This is a genomic window from Methanomassiliicoccales archaeon (assembly GCA_029907465.1).
Classification (GTDB): domain Archaea; phylum Thermoplasmatota; class Thermoplasmata; order Methanomassiliicoccales; family JACIVX01; genus JACIVX01.
The window spans coordinates 1-17308 of record JARYLV010000017.1 but is presented as its reverse complement, the minus strand read 5'-3'; the positions used below and the strand labels follow the sequence as shown (position 1 = coordinate 17308).

Below are 17308 nucleotides of genomic sequence, written 5' to 3'. Positions count from 1 at the left end.
GGATAATAATCCCAAATTTCGAGGCCGGATTGATATTCTGTTCTCGGAATTGTTTTATATTTTCTTCGGTATTCCTCTTTAAATTCAAGTCCTAGACAAAAGCGATTGGGAGGAAGTTTTACATGAAGAGTGATTTGGAAATAGCCCAAGAGGCAACATTAGAGCCGATTCTCGACATTGCAGCGAAGATCGACCTTACACCAGATGATTTGGAATTGTATGGCAAGTACGTCGCGAAGGTCCACTTGGACGTGCGGGAGAAATTTGCTGACAGACCGCAGGGGATGTACATCGATGTCACAGCAATAACGCCTACTCCGTTGGGTGAGGGCAAGACAACAACGACAATTGGCCTTGTGCAAGCCCTTGGATCTGAGCTGAAGAAGAAAGTCGTTGCTTGTATCAGGCAACCGAGCATGGGACCGACCTTCAATATCAAAGGTGGCGCGGCTGGAGGAGGTTACAGCCAGGTTGTTCCAATGGAAAATTTCAACCTCCACCTCACCGGCGACATACACGCGATCTCAATTGCACACAACCTCATCGCTGCAGCGATCGACAGCAGGATGTATCACGAGAGCGTGCTGACGGATGAACAATTGCAGAAGCGTGGGCTCGAGCGAATTGATATTGACCCTGAAACGATCATGTGGAACCGTGTTGTCGATGTCTGCGATCGAAGCCTGAGGGAGATACAAATCGGCCTCAACGATGCGAAGAAAGAAGATGGTACGCCGAGTCCCGTTTTCCCAAGAAAGACGGGTTACGATATCAGTGTTGCAAGTGAGCTGATGGCAATCCTAGCACTGACGACTGGACTAAAGGACATGAGGGAAAGGATAGGCCGCGTCGTCGTTGCAATGGATAAGAAGGGGCGACCGGTTACACTTGAGAGGCTCAAGGTCGCTGGTGCCGCAACTGTTCTCCTGAAAGATGCCCTTATGCCGAACCTTATGCAGACACTTGAAGGGCAGCCAGCATTCGTTCACGCCGGTCCATTCGCGAACATCGCCCACGGAAATAACAGCATCGTCGCCGACCAAATCGCCCTTAAGTGTGCAGATTATGTCGTCACAGAGAGCGGGTTTGGTGCCGACATTGGTATGGAGAAATTCTTCGACATCAAGTGCAGGTATAGCGGGTTGATTCCGAACTGTGTTGTGATCGTCGCAACGATACGAGCCCTCAAGATGCATGGAGGCGGTCCGAAGGTCAAACCCGGCCTGCCACTCGACAAGGCGTACACGACAGAGAACCTCGATCTGCTGGAGAAGGGCCTCGGAAACCTTGGGGTACACATCAAAAATGCGAGGCTGTTCGGGATCCCTGTTGTGGTAGCCGTCAACGCATTTGAGACAGACACAGATGCGGAGATTGAACTCGTCCGCAAGTACGCGATACAGGCTGGGGCGGAGGACGCAGCGAAGTGCACGCACTGGGCAGAAGGTGGAAAGGGAGCGAGGAAATTGGCTGAATTGGTCGTCGAGGCTTGCAAGAAACCGTCGAAATTCAAGTTCCTCTACCCGCTCGAATGGTCGATTAAGGAAAAGATTGAGTGCATTGCCAAGAACATCTACGGAGCTGATGGCGTCACGTACACACCACTCGCCGAGAAACAGATCAAAGCGTTCGAAGATGCGGGTTATGGAAATCTACCGATTTGCATGGCAAAGACACACTTGAGCTTGAGCCATGATCCAGACCTCAAGGGCGTGCCAAAGGGATTTGTACTGCCGATTAGGGAGGTCAGGGCGAGTGTCGGTGCTGGCTTCATCTACCCGCTCGTAGGAAAGATGAGCACAATGCCCGGCCTGGCGAGCAGACCCGCATTCATGGACATCGATATTGATGAAAAGGGCAGGATCAAGGGTCTCTTCTGAGAAATCAAAACAATTCTGTCCGGCACGGCCGGACATACATTTCCTTTTTTTAATGATATAAAAAAGGATTGAACGACTGTAGTACAAAACTAAATTCAGACGGCTTTCGTGAGTTTTGAGGCCACTAGAGAGCCGATCACCGCCAAATCTTCAGTCGGGAGAATTGACGCTGCAATCCTATCAAACAATATATTTGCTGAACTCGGGATTTCCTCATCGCCCTTCCAGACAACGACAGTGACTGGAAGCTTAGCAAACACATCGACCCTCACACCAGTACTCCCCATTTTAATTCTCTTCGCGCCAATTCTTTCCGCGGCAGTGAGAAGCATTTCTGGCTCATTCCCAAATTTCCTCACTAATGGATCGATTGCCCTTGACTTGAAGGCAGCATAGTATAGATCTCCTCCAGGTATTTCTCTGAAAGTAATGATCTCACCAGTCGGATGGAGTTCAGAACATCCGCGTAAATAATGAAGAATTAAAATTGAAAGAAAGGGTTCGAGCGGTTTCTGATCCTGCTCAATGATCCTCCGACGCAGATCGACTGTGCATTCCTTGTCGAAAAATCGAACGGTAATAATACGCTCAGAGGTTTTGCTGACCGAGTGCTCTGCCAACTCGATTATGTCTCTTTCAAGAATGTCATCCCACGCTTTTTGGAGCGCCCCCTCGTAAGTTATTCTCTCAAGGCCTGGATAATCACGCTTCATCTTGATCAGTCGCCCGCCTTCCCAAGAAGGTACTCCTCAACGGTACAGAACTCTATACCTAGATCGATCGCCGTCTTTAATATGGATCGCAGCGAGGAAACGTTCTCTGCAATTTTCTCCTCAGGCAATACCCCAAAATCATAGCTCTCGATGAGATGCCAGCTGTGGGTCGCCAGAACGAATAGACCAGCTGAAAATCGGGAGATGAAATGTTCATAGTCAGAAACTTTCCTCTGCCCTTCGTGCAGTGGCCAGAGGTATGAGACGATCTTCTTTCCTGCGCGATCGACGCCTGATGCGATCGGTGCCTCGATCAAAGCGCCATAGATTCGATATGGATAAATTTCACCGTGGTCGAGTCGTTTGATAATCGATGAATCATACATAAACCCCTTCTGCGCGAGTACTGCCAATATTCGGTTATCGATATGCAAATATGGTGCGCGGAAACCCACTGGCTTTCTGTTGAAGACCTCCTTGATTGTCGCCACGCTGTCGTCCAGGATCGAGCTTACCTGTTCGTCCGACAACCTAACCCCGCTCTGCTCACCAGTGAGGTCTTCGTGTCTGCATCCGTGACACGCGATCTCATGGGGCTTCAGAAGTTCCTTGATATTCATCCTCTCGGCGATTTTCTTGGCGGTTTCGGCTTCAACAAAAAAAGTTCCCTTTATTCCCAGATCATTGAGAACCGATACGATTAACTTGAGCCCCTTCGCAGCTGATTCGAATCTAGGAGCTGTATCGCCATCTCTCGCCCGCGAGACGCCCTCGACCCTACCGCGTTCTGGGAGATTGACATCCCGGTCAACATCGATCGTGATTGTCGCGCAGCCCATAGTCGTGATATGGTAAACAGAGAAATAATTGTTATCTCAATTCTTAAAACTCATCATTTCGGAGGATTCTTTCGCCATTCGGTTCAATGTGTACCTGATTATTTTTGCTCAAATCGTTGCTGTGCAGTGTCACGAGAATTAGAGCTGCTATGCGACTATCATTGGGGAAGTAGATTTCTGCAAGGAAGTTGAAGGTTTCATAGACAAACCAAATAATGCCTATTTCCCCAGGGTGGTATTTTTTAAATCCAGTAACTTTTTCCTCCCTGATTCAGCATTTCTCTTTTCCACTTCTCAATTTATATATACTTTTCACGAAATCTCGGAAGGCAGTGATCTTCATGGTCACATTCCAGACTCCAGATTACCATATTGTAAGTCGCCGAGCGCTAGCGGGTCCATTTCAATATGATTCTTTGTTGATGGAGGGGTACGGGGGATGAGAATTTGGCTCAGGTGCTTGTAATAGGTGGTGGGACGGCAGGCATCGCGTCTGCACTCAGTCTCGCGCAGCGCGGTATATTTGTTACAATTGTCGAGAAGGATTCGAGTATTGGTGGAAGGGCATCGGAACTGTGCTGCAAGGGTGAGATCCAGTGCGTTAAGTGTGACGTCTGCCTCTCCCTTGATCGCCTATACGAAGTCGCTCAGTCTAGATATATCCGGGTTTTGACCAACTCAGAGGTTGCGAGGGTAAGCGGGAAACCTGGCTCATACAGAGTCACTGTAGTCAGAAAGAAGCAGTTCGTCAGGGAAGACGCGTGCATAGCATGTGGGAAGTGTAAGGATGTATGTCCAGTTGCTGGAAGCGCGATCAAACCACGATTCAACAGAAGCGTTCCGATGACATATTGGATCGACAAAGACAAATGCATAAGAATGAAAGGAGAGTCATGTGAAAAATGCTCGGAGATCTGTCCAACTGGTGCGATTGATTTCCAGGCGAAGGTGTCGAAAAGATACCTCAACGTCGCCGCGATCATCGTAGCAAACGGCTTTGCACCATATGAAGCGTCTAAAGACCGAAGACTACGGTACGGCGAGATAAAAAATGTACTCACTTCCCTCGAAATAGAGAAGATGCTAAACGATACTGGTAAGCTATGTGTACCATCCACTGGAGCTACATTTAAGAAAATTGGAATTATCCAGTGCGTTGGTTCACGCGATGAGAGAACAGGGGCCGCTTATTGCTCAAAAGTTTGCTGTAAATATTCACTCAAGATCGCTCAACTAATAAAATTGAGATACCCTGAAAGCGAGGTGTCATTTTTCTTCATGGATTGGAGACCGTACGATCTAGTCGACAATGAGCTTCTCGAGTGGGCGAGGAAGAACCAGGGAGTCAAGATTGTGAGGTCTAGGCCAGCTGAGATAATGGAATCAGAAAATGGAAAACCAGTTGTGAGATATGTAACACTCACGGAGGACAAGATTGAGGAGGAAGAATTCGACCTCGTGATGCTTTCGATCGGAATTCAGCCACATTCCGATACCCAGAAGCTGTCAGCAGTCCTAGGGATCGAACTGACGCCATCGGGATTCGTGTATACCGAGGATGCGCATAAGGGGATTTTCGCTGCTGGTTGCTGCACAGGGCCAAAGGACATTGAGGAGAGCTTCATGGAGGGTGTCGCTACTGCAAATCGTGTCGCAGCCTTCATCGGGGGGTCAAAATGAGTGAGAATGTCTCATTTGGCAAAGGAGACGAGATGATCGCACTCGTCACCGCAACAAGATCTTCTAGGCCTCATCGCGATCTTCACATCAAAGACCGGATCGAAGTGGATGATAGGGTCGCTGTGTTTCTCTGTAGATGCGGTGGCGCAGTTAGCGAGAAGATCGATGTCGATTTGATCGCAAGAGAGATTTCCGAAAAGGATGGAAGGACAGTCGCCTACGCGCTTGATTTTGCATGCTCCTCAAAGGGGAGGGGGGAGATCAAGAGGATTTTGCGAGAGTTTGGAGTCGGAAGGTTTGTCATTGGTGGATGTTCCCCAAAGACCCACGAGTTGGTTTTCCGGGATCTTGCGATTGAAGCGGGAATCAACCCATTTATGTTTGAGATCGCCAACATCAGGGAGCAGTGCGCCTTCGTACATCGAAAGGAAGATGCGGCACATAAGGCGAAGGCACTTATAGCCGCAGCGATTGCAAAGTGCAGACTTCTCGTCCCGTCGCCATACACCAGGTTGGAAGTTGCTAGTCGAAAAGTCCTTGTCATTGGAAATGGGATCACTGCGATTGAAGCAGCCACAAGAATCGTGGAAGAAGGCATAGAAGTGGCGATTGCCAACCCAGAAGATGCATTTTCTCTCGAGAAATCTGGGATGATATGCGGTGGAGATCTCATTGAGAGCATAGAGGCGCGATTACAACGACTCAGGACGAATCCTTTTGTAAAGATCTTCATGAACGCAGAAATTGTCGACTTTTCCGGACATGTTGGTCAATTCCGAGCACTCGTTTCAACGGGGACCGAGGAAATGGACATCGAATGCGGTGCTGTAGTTCTAGCAATGGACTCAATCAAAAAGGAGAATTCGGATGCGGATCTCAGAGAGAAGGGAGTGATTCCGCTAAATCTTTTTGAAGAGAGTGAGAGAGCAAGAACGGATCAGCGAAGAATTGTGATCCTACTAACACAGAACGAAGACACCGGTTCCTGCAGATCTAACAGGGATGCGGACGTCTTTGAAATGGCAACGCGCATCAGGCAACTCAACCCAAAGACAGAAATCACAATCATATGCAGGGATGTGCGGACCTACGGAATGCATGAACTTGTTTACAAGAAGGCCCAAGAACAAGGTATTAGGGTGATCCGGACTGAGACAGAAGTGCGCGTCGAGAAGGATACGGGACTTAGCGTCATCGTCGATGATGCTAGCTCTGGTTTAACGCTGAGAATTCCGGCAGATGTTGTCTTCGGAGAAGTCCCTAGAACAGCTGGTGGTACTGCAACAATCGCTCGCACTCTGAGAATACCACTAACGGAGGGCGGGTTTTTCAGGAAGACGCAGGTTAAACTAAAACCAGCTGCGACGATCCGGGAAGGTATTTTTCTCTGTGGCAGCGCTGCCGAGTACGCCCCTGCCCTCGAATTTCTGCTTGACGCCAAAGCCGCTGCGTCGCGTGCCGCGGCACTTGTCAAATCTAGGTACATTGAAATCGGTGGCGTGGTTGCCGAGGTCACCCCCGAAAAGTGTTCTGCCTGTTTGACCTGCGTGAGAAGTTGCCCGTATGAGGCACCGTTCATCGGAGAGGCTGGTAAGGCCGAAATTGAAATAGAGAAATGCCGGGGATGCGGGATTTGTGTTGGGATTTGTCCGAGCAAGGCAATCGAGATGTATTTCTATTCTGACCCTCAACTGACCACACAGGTGAGATCCGCCATCAGGGGGTTTTGAAATGAGCTCGCAGATGAAGATCGTCGGATTCTGTTGCAATTACTGTGGTTATGCATCAGCTGATCTCGCTGGACTAAATCACATGGAGTATTCACCTGATGTGATGATTATCAGATTACCGTGCTCTGGGAGAGTCGATGTTCTACACATCCTCAGAGCTTTTAGAGAGGGGGCTGACGCAGTATTCGTCGCTGGGTGTCTCGAGGGGAACTGCAATTACGAATATGGGAATATAGAGGCAAAGAAGAGAGTCGAATACGCAAGAAGAATACTATCAGAAATCGGGATAGAGGGGGAACGCGTCGAAATGTTCAATGTCGCATCAAATATGGCCTGGAAGTTTAAAGAAATTGTCGATGAGATGGTCTCAAGGGTTGAAAGGATAGGCCTAAGTCCGTTGAAGAAGGTGACCCCATGATCATCGCTGAACAGAAACCGCTGAAAGAGATCATCAGGAATTTAGAGGGGCATAAGAAGATCCTTGTCGCAGGCTGTAGATCCTGCGTCGCGATCTGCCTTGCAGGTGGGGAAAAAGAAGTTGGCATTGTTGCGGAGTCGCTGAAACTCTATTCTGATATGCACGGTCGCATTTGGGAAGTTGACGAAATTACCGTCGAGCGGCAATGCGAAAAGGAATGGGTTAAGGAGATCAAGAAAATCGTTCTGGGGAAGGACGCTATCCTTTCAATGGCCTGTGGCGTAGGCGCTCAGGTCATGCAGGAGACTTACCCAGACATCAGGGTGGTTCCTGGCCTAAACACCTCGAACATGGGTGCTCCCGAAGAACAAGGGGTATGGCGCGAGAAATGCGCGGGGTGTGGGGACTGCGTGCTCCATCTTACTGGTGGTATCTGCCCCATTGCCAGATGTTCGAAGAGCCTCCTCAACGGGCCGTGCGGTGGGTCGCAAAATGGGAGGTGCGAGGTTAACCCTGAGACGACACCATGCGCCTGGGACCAGATATACCATAGCCTCAAGAAACTCGGAAAACTCGAGCTGATGGAGGAGATAATTCCGCCTAAAAATTGGATCACAAGCCACAGCGGCGGACCGCGAAGGATCGTTAAACAGGAGGCGATACTCACCTCCGAGGAGAAAGCGGTGAAGGGGGGCATGGAATGAAAGCAGGAAGTAATCTCGAAAAGGTTCTCGAAGCTGGACATTTTGCAGTGACAGCAGAGATAGGCCCTCCGAAATCTGCGAACCCAGAGGTCGTGAGACATCACGCGCGCATGCTCAAGGGCTACGCAGACGCGTTCAATCTGACAGACAACCAGACGGCGATCGTTCGTCTTTCGAGCCTCGCATCAGCTGTGATTTGTCTCCAGGAAGGTGTCGAACCGGTCATGCAGATGACATGCCGTGACAAGAATAGAATCGCGCTACAGTCTGATCTTCTCGGCGCCTCGGCGCTTGGGATCAAGAATGTACTGTGCCTGACTGGGGACCACCAGACATTCGGCAACGAGAAGGGGGCGAAAAACGTCTACGACATCGATTCGATACAAGAGCTCCTGATTTTCAGGAAGATGCGGGACGAAAAGAGAATCTGCGGGGGAGAGGAACTCGAGGAGGCACCAAAAGTCTTTCTCGGCGCTGCCGAGAACCCGTTTGCCGACCCATTTGAATTCCGAGTCATAAGGCTTGCCAAGAAAGTCAATGCCGGTGCTGACTTCATCCAGACCCAGGCTATCTACGACATGGAGCGGTTTGAGAAATGGATGGAAGGCGTCAGGGAGAGGGGTCTAGATAAGAGAGTACACATTCTCGCAGGCGTCATCCCGCTCAAATCAGTAGGTGCGGCAAGATACATGAAAAACAAGGTTTCAGGGATGATCGTTCCCGATAGCATTATCGACAGAATGAAAAGGGCGAAGGATCCAAAAGCTGAAGGTGTCAAGATTTGCATCGAACAAATCGAATACCTGAAAACGGTTAAGGGGGTTCACGGCGTACATATCATGGCGATCGCTTGGGAAGAGATCGTACCTGAAATCGTTAGGCAGGCTGGACTTTACCCGAGGCCTACGGTCTGATCTGAAAACCAATGTTTCTCTGGTCTGAGAGGTAGGATCTTACCTGCAAGGGATCATGATCAAATTTTCTGGTCATATACATAAGTCGGTAGCACGCCGTCATTGAAATGTTACCGACTCCCCGATTTCTATTCCTACTGTTAGGTTATAGCGCTTGCTAATTCCGTCTGTATGCAGATTTGCTTACGAGATATGCCCACTGGCTGTTTGCTCGATGCCGTCACTCAGGCCCTGAGGAAATCGTCACAATACAGCCGCTGATTCAACAGGATCTCCCCAGCTTTAACGATCTTCATGAGCTCCTCGTCCAGAGGATCGCATATCGCGGCTGTCAAACCGGCTCCCATGAGCATGGCGAGGTAGGTTCTATTTAGGAGGCTCCGCTCCTTCGTCAGGTTTGAGACGTTGCTCAGGCCAACAACTGTCCGTGGCGGAGGCTCGTTCAATGTCTGGAAAATCCGAATCGCTTCGATGACTTTCTTACACTGATCCTGCGCAGCGCCGACTGGTAATATGAGCGGGTCGAGGTATATTTTCTCAGGCATAATATCGTATTCCATAGCGGTGGTCATCATGAGCATTGCCATCTCAGCGCGCGACTGCGCGTCGTTGGGGATTCCCCGCTCGTCGAGTGTGAGACAGATGATCTCCGCATCGTATTCCTTGCATAGAGGGAAGAATTTCTCCATGCGCTTGCGCTCCGCCGTCGTCGAGTTCATGATAGGCTTGTTCTTGCAAGCCTTTAGGCCTGCTTCCATCGTCTTAGGTCCAGGTGTGTCAATGCTGAGCGGCACGTCGACAACCTCTTGAACTGTTTTCACGAGCCATTCCATAACAGCTGGCGCGTCTTCCCTCCCAGGTCCCGTATTGATATCGAGAATATGCGCCCCATGCTTGACCTGCGATAATGCAAGTTCCTGAATATAACCCGCATCGCGACGATCGATCGCCTTTGACACAGATGCGAAAAGCCCGTTTATCTTCTCACCGATGATGATCATAGTACTGCCCGGTGGGAGAACCGCTGTTTACAATTTAAATTCTTTTGAAAATTCGGGAAACCATTGAACAGCAAATTCCGAAATGTTGCGGTCCCTTCACTTGATGGTGAGAAACGGGTATCGCCCGCCGTGGTTTACAATTGTATTTATCATTGTGTATGTCATATATCCCCGGCATTCGATGATCACCGAATGCCTGAAACCATGCCGGAGGAGATCATTTGATGAAGGTTGAGAGGGCGCTGATCAGCGTTTCAAATAAAAGTGGAATCGTAGAATTCGCGAGGGGGCTCAAGGAGTTCGACGTCGAAATCATATCGACAGGCGGCACCGCTCGTCTTTTGAAAGAGAACGAAGTCGACGTTGTCGAAATCTCTGAAGTGACGGGATTCCCCGAGATGCTTAGCGGGCGAGTTAAAACACTTCATCCCTTCATCTTCGCAGGTATTCTCGCACGAAGGGATGATCCAGAACACATGAGGCAGCTCCAAGAAAAGGGTATCAAGAAGATCGATATGGTTGTTGTCAACCTCTATCCATTTAAGGAGACCGTTCTGAAACATGGGTCGACTATCGACGAGATCATCGAGAATATCGACATCGGCGGCCCGAGCATGATCAGAGCAGCAGCGAAGAACTTTGATTCCGTCGCTGTCATCACGAATCCGAGAAGGTACAATTATATCCTTGAGGAAATGCGGAAAACGGACGGTGCGATAAGCAAAGAAACACTCAAAGCCCTGATGGTCGAGGCATATAGAACGACGGGCGTTTACGATGCGATGATTTCAAATTATTTTGGGCGAGAATTTGGGCAGGAAGTCTTCCCAGATAATCTCGTGCTTGGATTCGAAAAGGCGCTCGATCTTCGGTACGGGGAGAACCCAAACCAATCAGCCGCCTTCTATGTCGATCCGTTTGCGACTGGTGTCTGCATCTCGCGAGCTGAAAAGCTGCACGGAAAAGAACTATCGTACAACAACATTCTTGATCTCGAAGCGGCGCTCGATATTTTAAGGGATTTCGACAGGCCAACGGTAGCGGTCTTGAAACACACAAACCCATGTGGGATCGCGAGCGCAGATAACATTCATGATGCGTTCGTGGCAGCGTATAATGTGGATCCAGTTGCGGCATTCGGTTGTGTCATCGGCATCAACAGGGAAGTCGACGATGCTACGGCAGAGGAAATCGGAAAGCACTTTGTAGAGGCAGTGATCGCACCGTCATATACACCGGGAGCGCTTTCGATTTTAGAAAAGAAGAAGAATATACGGATCCTGAGGACGAACGCACCAATCACCCCTGACGAAAGACCAGAGTTGAAAATGAAGAAGATCAAAGGCGGATTACTCGCCCAAACTTACGACTATGTCAGGCTCAAGCCAGAAGATCTCAAAGTCGTAACGAAGAGAAAGCCGACTGATTTTGAGTTGAAGTCGATGCTGTTCGCATGGAAAGTCGTCAAACATGTTTGGTCCAACGCCATTGTCCTCGCGAAAGATGAAAGGGTCGTCGGTATCGGTGCTGGTCAGATGAGCAGGGTCGATTCATCGATGATTGCTGCCTTCAAGGCGAAGGAGGATGCAAAAGGGAGCGTCATGGCATCGGATGCCTTCTTCCCCTTCAGGGACGGTGTAGACGAGGCGGCAAAAGCAGGTGTCACCGCCATCATCCAGCCTGGAGGTTCTGTGAGGGACGACGAAGTCATCAAGGCAGCAGATGAGCACGGAATGGCGATGGTCTTCACGGGGATCCGAGTCTTCCGGCATTAGGAACAAATTAATTTCCTCGCGCGCCCTACTCATTTCAGCGATATCATGAGCAACGCGAAGATCGCGGCGATTCTGTACGAAATAGCCGATCTACTTGAGCTCAAGGGCGTCGAGTTCAAACCGAGGGCCTATAGGAAGGCGGCGAGAAACATCGAAACGCTCGGAAAAGACATCACCGAGTACTACAAAGAGGGCAAGCTCGAGGAAATACCAGGCGTCGGAAAGGCGATTGCGAAGAAAATCAGGGAGATCATCGAGACAGGGGAACTCAATTATCTCAAACAGCTAAGGGAGGAACTCCCGGCAGGTTTGCTCCAATTAATGGAAATACCAGAGATTGGTCCTAAGACTGCGATGCGATTGTATAAGGAATTGAAGATCACAAATCTCCACGAGCTGAAGAAGGCTGCCGAGGAGCATCGGATACGAAGGCTGAAAGGGTTTGGTGAAAAATCTGAAGAGAATATACTGAAAGGGATAAGGATCATTGAACAGCGCAGCGGTCGCATGCTGCTCGGCTATGCATATTATTATGGGAAAAAGATTGAGCAATATATCGCTTCAGTCACAAAACTGAGGACAGTAAGCGTTGCGGGGAGTCTCAGACGGATGAAAGAAACGATCGGCGATATCGACATACTTGTTGGAAGCGACAATCCCTCAATGGTCATGGACGTTTTTGTTTCGAACCCTGAAGTCGAGGAGGTCCTTGCGAGGGGCGACACAAGGGGGAGTGTCAGGTTAAAGGATGGCGTCCAGGTTGATATCAGGGTGGTCAGCGTCGATAGTTACGGAGCTGCCCTCCAGTACTTCACTGGATCTAAAGAGCATAACATCGAGCTGAGAAGGCTAGCGATTGAAAAGGGGTATAAGATCAACGAGTACGGCGTTTTCACTAAAGACACGGGCGAGAAAATCGCCGGTAGGAGTGAGGAGGAGGTCTACGGCATTCTCGGACTCGATTATATTCCACCTGAGTTGAGGGAGAACAGGGGCGAAATCCAGGCAGCTGCGGATCATCAGTTACCGCATCTTATTGAAATGGATCATATCCGCGGGGACTTTCACGTTCACACGAATCTAAGTGATGGAAGCGCATCGATCGAAGAGGTCGCTGAAGAATGTAAGCGGCGTGGTTATGAGTACTTCGCAATTACTGATCACTCCGAAACGCTCAAAGTCGCCGGCGGACTGAGTGGGCAAGACCTCATTGAGAGTATGGAAACGGCGAGAAAGATCAATGAGAGGATCGATGGATTCCGCATCCTTACAGGAGCTGAAGTGGAGATTCTGAGTGATGGGAGACTCGATTATCCAGACTCGATCCTGAAGGATCTAGACATCGTCGTTGCCGCTGTCCATTCTGGTTTTAAAATGAGTAAGAAGGAGATGACAGAGAGAATCCTCACCGCGATGGCAAACGATTATGTGACAATCCTCGCCCACCCGACAGGGCGCGTCATCGAGCAGCGTGATCCATATGAAGTTGATCTAGAGAGGATCATCGATGAGGCAAAGGGGAAAGGAGTATGGCTCGAGATCAATGCCCTGCCTGAGCGGCTTGACCTCAATGATGTGAATGCGAAGTGGGCGAAAGAGAATGGTGTCATGATGGCGATCGGGACCGACGCACACAGTCTCGATCAACTCGATTACATGACTTTCGGCGTGGCGACTGCCAGGAGAGGGTGGCTCGAAAAGGGGAATGTGGCCAATACGCTAGGTCTCAAGGACCTGGAAAGAACCCTTGGGATTTAGAGAGCGAAATTCCTAGACGCACCGAAACACCTTGCTTCCAGAGCGCTGGTCATGTGAGCACACAAATTGTTTGTTACGATGATGGATAAGACTAAATACTGGCTTAAATCATCGATTCCACGATGGGTATTGAAGAGATCGCGGAACAGATTAGAAGCATGAAGATTCGCGGTGCTGGTGAGATTGCGAGAACAGCCGCACTTGCCCTGAGAGATCTTGCACTTTCATATGACGGGGATGATATTGAACAGTTCCGAGCACTTCTCCAGAAAGGAAAGGAAATACTGTTGTCGACGAGGCCAACCGCGGTATCTCTTTGGAATGCTGTCCACGCTGTTATAAAAAACATGAAGAACTTCAATTCCGTCGACGAGTTAAAATCGATGATTGTGAAAAATGCCGATCACTTCGTCACGAAATCAAGGGAAGCCGTCAGAGTAATAGGGGAGATTGGGTCGAGGAGAATTAATTCGGGCGACTGCATTCTCACCCATTGTAACAGTAAAGCTGCCCTGAGCGTCATCAAGACCGCACATGCGCAGGGGAAGGATGTGGAGGTCATCGCTACCGAGTCAAGACCGTGGAGGCAGGGACTATTGACTGTCAGAGAACTTGCTGCACACCAGATTCCCACGACGCTCATCATCGACAGCGCGGTGAGATGGGCGATGAAGAAAGTCGATCTGGTTATTGTCGGTGCAGACACGGTAGCTTCAAATGGCGCTGTGATCAACAAGATCGGGACGTCACAGATTGCATTGATTGCCGAGGAGGCGAGGGTACCGTTCGTCGTCTGTGCCGAGACATACAAGTTTTCTCCACGCACATTATTTGGTGAGCTTGTTGAAATTGAAGAAAGAGATGCCGGTGAAATTGTCAACCGTAACGAGATCCCTGATAATGTCAAAGTACTCAATCCAGTCTTCGATGCGACCCCTCCAGAATATATCGATTCGATCGTAACGGAGCTTGGGCTGATCTCGCCCTATGCTGCTTATGAGATCATCGTCAGGGAGTTGGGAGAAGAATTCATTTTCGAGAAGGGTGGTGAGTGGAATGGAGTATTCTGAGAAGTATTTACATCTTGGTGAGAGCGTTGATCCAGACAGCCATGTCATCTGCGTCTACAAGGTCAAGACAGACCTACCGATAAAGACGGCAGCTGCTGCCATTGCAACTGAGCAATCAACGGGCACCTGGACTTCAATTAGCACGCTAAGAGATGAGGTTTTCCAGAGGTTGAGTGGAAAAGTCATCGATATCAAGGGGAGACTTGTAACCATCGCATTCCCGGTCGAGGATTTTAGCCTCGATATCGGAGGTGTGCCACAGATATTGAGTGTTATTGCTGGGAATCTCTTTGGACTAGAGGCGCTCAAGGGAGTCCGCCTTGAGGATGTTCAGTTCCCAGCCTCGATAGTTAAAGAATTCAAAGGTCCAAAATTCGGCGTGGAAGGGATAAGGAGGATACTCAAGAGACCTGAAAAGCCATTGGTGGGAACGATTGTGAAACCGAAAATAGGTCTGTCGCCGAAAGAGATGGCCATGTATGTTTATGAAGCGGGCATGGGCGGGCTTACAAACAGTAAAGATGACGAGACACTTGTCAACCAGAGGTTCTGCCCGCTCGAAGACCGTGTCGTCGCGATCGCGGAAGCGCTCGATAGAGTCAAGAGCGAAAGTGGCCATGTGATGATACACGCCATAAATATCTCAACGCGGGGCGACAAGATCGTTGAGGTCGCAGAGAGAGCGCAGGAACTCGGAGCGAGCGAGATCATGATCGATGTTCTGACCTGCGGGTTTGCCGCTGTCCAGGCAGTTGCTGAGGATCCGTCAATCAAGGTGCCTATTCATGTTCATCGCACCATGCATGCTGCGATCACGAGGAACAGAGACCATGGAATCGCGATGAAACCCCTAGCAAAACTTACCAGGATGTGCGGTGGGGACGCACTACACATTGGAACCTTCGGCGTAGGCAAGATGAAAGGCTCTCCAAAAGAAGATCTCGAGTCCCAGATAGCTTGCACCGAGGAGTTTTTCGGATTAAAGAGCCTTATCTCAGTTTGCTCAGGTGGCATCTATCCTGCCCTTGTGCCAGAGCTCATGAAAATCGCAGGAAACGATATACAGATCCAGGCGGGAGGTGGTGTCGCTGGTCATCCACGTGGCGTGAGAGCGGGGGCAACGGCGATGGTTCAAGCCGTTGACGCCGCGTTTCACGGCATTCCGCTCGAGGATTATGCTAGTGACCATTTGGAACTAAGAGAGGCACTTGAGAGGTGGGGGAGAAAATGAGGCTCAAGGTCAAGTACATCGATATGGACACTGGCGAATACACCGCGGTACTCCATGATGAAGACTGCATGGAATTGGGAGTCAGGGAGCAGGACCGTGTCAAGATCGCACACGAGCGGACGACGATCACAGCGATCGTGCAAACAACCGACTCTGTCGTGAACCCTGGGGAGATCGGGATTCTTGGGAGGACATTCAAAACACTCGGGGCAGAGATTGGGGAAGAAGTCGATATCATTGGTACGGGCAAGCCTGATTCAATCGAGTACATCAGGAAAAAGATGGACGGGATGGAACTGACCACCGAAGAAATCAAAACACTCGTGAGCGACATCGCATCCCGGAACCTCTCGAGCATTGAACTGGCGGCGTACGTGACTGCACTGCACATCAATGGGATGAACCTGAGGGAGACTGCAGACCTCACGCTTGCGATGGTTGAGACTGGCGACAAGATCGAATTTGACAGGTCACCAGTCTTCGATTTCCACAGCGTTGGCGGGGTACCGGGAAATAAGGTGACTCTCCTTGTCGTCCCCATCGTTGCCGCGGCTGGACTCCTCATCCCGAAGACTTCCTCAAGGGCGATCAGCAGTGCTGCCGGCACCGCTGATATCGTCGAGGTCTTTGCGCCAGTTGAATTTACCGCCGCTGAGCTGAAGCGGATTGCAGAGAAAGTCGGTGGCACCATGGCTTGGGGCGGATCTGTCAACCTCGCCCCTGCAGACGACCTTATCATCCGCGTTGAATATCCATTAGGAATTGACCCGCATGCGCAACTTCTGGCATCAATCATGTCGAAGAAGAAAGCTGTAGGAGCGGACTACGTTGTCATCGACATCCCCACGGGAGAGGGGACGAAGGTGAGAGATATTGACGAGGCGAAAGCATATGCGCGCGATTTCATTGATTTGGGCGAGCGGCTGGGGATAAAGGTTGAGTGTGCGATTACATATGGTGCACAACCTGTCGGGAGGGCGATAGGACCCGCACTGGAGGCAAAGGAGGCGATTTCCATCCTCGAAGGCTCCAAGCTCCCTGGTAGTGTTGCTGAGAAGTCATGTGAGCTCGCAGGTATGCTCCTTGAGATGGGCGGAATCATGAGAGGTGTTGATAAGGCGAAGGAAATCCTCGAGTCGGGGAAAGCCTTGGCCAAGTTCAGAGAAATTGTCGAGGCACAGGGTGGCAATCCCGATATCAGATCAGACGACATCCCAATTGGAAAATTCAAGTTCGAAGTTCAAGCAAAGAAGTCAGGTTACATCGCTGGGATCAATAACAAGGACATTGTTAGGATCGCGAGAACGGCAGGCGCTCCGAAGGATAAGGGGGCTGGCATTGTTCTAAATAAGAAGAGAGGACATAAGGTCGATATGGGAGAGACGCTCTTCACGATCTATGCAGAAAATGAGGCGAAGCTTGAACGCGCGGTAGGCCTGGCAAGACGACTCGAGCCGATGTCAATTGAAGGCATGGTTATCGCACGGGTCCCATCATTCTCAAGGGTCAGTGGCTGAGCTTTTTCGATTGTGCTTCGACTGCCTCTGAGAGCGTCATTTCCCCCTTTGCCACCGCCTGCGCGAGATCCGCGGAGA

14 protein-coding genes are annotated in these 17308 nt (G+C 50.0%); 11 read left to right on the top strand and 3 right to left on the bottom strand.

Annotation, left to right across the window (positions count from 1 at the left end):
• Window positions 1-122 precede the first annotated feature (122 nt).
• The gene (locus QHH00_06700; GenBank protein MDH7509070.1) at window positions 123-1880 is read left to right on the top strand and encodes a formate--tetrahydrofolate ligase; all 1758 of its coding nucleotides are present in this window, start codon (window positions 123-125) and stop codon (window positions 1878-1880) included.
• A 95-nt stretch (window positions 1881-1975) separates the two neighbouring features.
• Here the strand turns inward: QHH00_06700 and QHH00_06695 are convergent, their stop codons facing one another.
• Entirely contained in the window at window positions 1976-2593 is a 618-nt protein-coding gene (locus tag QHH00_06695) for a DUF3786 domain-containing protein (GenBank protein ID MDH7509069.1), read from the bottom strand.
• A gap of 5 nt (window positions 2594-2598) precedes the next feature.
• Window positions 2599-3432 (bottom strand): polysaccharide deacetylase family protein, encoded by an 834-nt coding sequence (locus QHH00_06690; protein ID MDH7509068.1) that lies wholly within the window; start codon window positions 3430-3432, stop codon window positions 2599-2601.
• 456 nt (window positions 3433-3888) lie between these two features.
• Between QHH00_06690 and QHH00_06685 the strand changes: the two genes are divergently transcribed.
• From QHH00_06685 to QHH00_06665, 5 genes are read left to right on the top strand one after another with little or no spacing between them, the layout of a single operon-like run.
• Window positions 3889-5112: an FAD-dependent oxidoreductase gene (locus QHH00_06685; GenBank protein MDH7509067.1), complete on the top strand. Its 1224-nt coding sequence runs from the start codon at window positions 3889-3891 to the stop codon at window positions 5110-5112.
• On the top strand, window positions 5109-6842 hold the full coding sequence (locus QHH00_06680) for a 4Fe-4S binding protein (GenBank protein ID MDH7509066.1): 1734 nt from the start codon (window positions 5109-5111) through the stop codon (window positions 6840-6842). The genes QHH00_06685 and QHH00_06680 overlap by 4 nt, the downstream gene beginning before the upstream one ends.
• A 1-nt stretch (window position 6843) precedes the next feature.
• Window positions 6844-7260 (top strand): hydrogenase iron-sulfur subunit, encoded by a 417-nt coding sequence (locus QHH00_06675; protein MDH7509065.1) that lies wholly within the window; start codon window positions 6844-6846, stop codon window positions 7258-7260.
• Complete coding sequence (locus QHH00_06670) at window positions 7257-7964, top strand: methylenetetrahydrofolate reductase C-terminal domain-containing protein (GenBank protein ID MDH7509064.1); 708 nt, start codon at window positions 7257-7259, stop codon at window positions 7962-7964. Before QHH00_06675 ends, QHH00_06670 begins: the two co-directional genes overlap by 4 nt.
• On the top strand, window positions 7961-8878 hold the full coding sequence (locus QHH00_06665) for a methylenetetrahydrofolate reductase (protein ID MDH7509063.1): 918 nt from the start codon (window positions 7961-7963) through the stop codon (window positions 8876-8878). Before QHH00_06670 ends, QHH00_06665 begins: the two co-directional genes overlap by 4 nt.
• A gap of 224 nt (window positions 8879-9102) precedes the next feature.
• On the opposite strand, the gene QHH00_06660 is transcribed toward QHH00_06665, so the two are convergent.
• Window positions 9103-9879, bottom strand: a complete 777-nt coding sequence (locus QHH00_06660) for a dihydropteroate synthase (GenBank protein ID MDH7509062.1) — start codon at window positions 9877-9879, stop codon at window positions 9103-9105.
• A gap of 224 nt (window positions 9880-10103) precedes the next feature.
• On the opposite strand from QHH00_06660, the gene purH reads away from it, so the two are divergent.
• The 5 genes from purH to QHH00_06635 all read left to right on the top strand — a co-directional run bounded on the left by purH (window position 10104) and on the right by QHH00_06635 (window position 17230).
• Window positions 10104-11654, top strand: coding sequence for a bifunctional phosphoribosylaminoimidazolecarboxamide formyltransferase/IMP cyclohydrolase (gene purH / locus QHH00_06655; protein ID MDH7509061.1), 1551 nt, complete (start codon window positions 10104-10106; stop codon window positions 11652-11654).
• A gap of 45 nt (window positions 11655-11699) precedes the next feature.
• Window positions 11700-13412: a DNA polymerase/3'-5' exonuclease PolX gene (gene polX, locus QHH00_06650; protein ID MDH7509060.1), complete on the top strand. Its 1713-nt coding sequence runs from the start codon at window positions 11700-11702 to the stop codon at window positions 13410-13412.
• Between the two features lie 122 nt (window positions 13413-13534).
• Window positions 13535-14482, top strand: coding sequence for a ribose 1,5-bisphosphate isomerase (locus QHH00_06645; protein ID MDH7509059.1), 948 nt, complete (start codon window positions 13535-13537; stop codon window positions 14480-14482).
• Window positions 14469-15713, top strand: coding sequence for a RuBisCO large subunit C-terminal-like domain-containing protein (locus QHH00_06640; GenBank protein MDH7509058.1), 1245 nt, complete (start codon window positions 14469-14471; stop codon window positions 15711-15713). Before QHH00_06645 ends, QHH00_06640 begins: the two co-directional genes overlap by 14 nt.
• Window positions 15710-17230, top strand: a complete 1521-nt coding sequence (locus QHH00_06635; GenBank protein MDH7509057.1) for an AMP phosphorylase — start codon at window positions 15710-15712, stop codon at window positions 17228-17230. Before QHH00_06640 ends, QHH00_06635 begins: the two co-directional genes overlap by 4 nt.
• The last annotated feature ends 78 nt before the right edge of the window (window positions 17231-17308 follow it).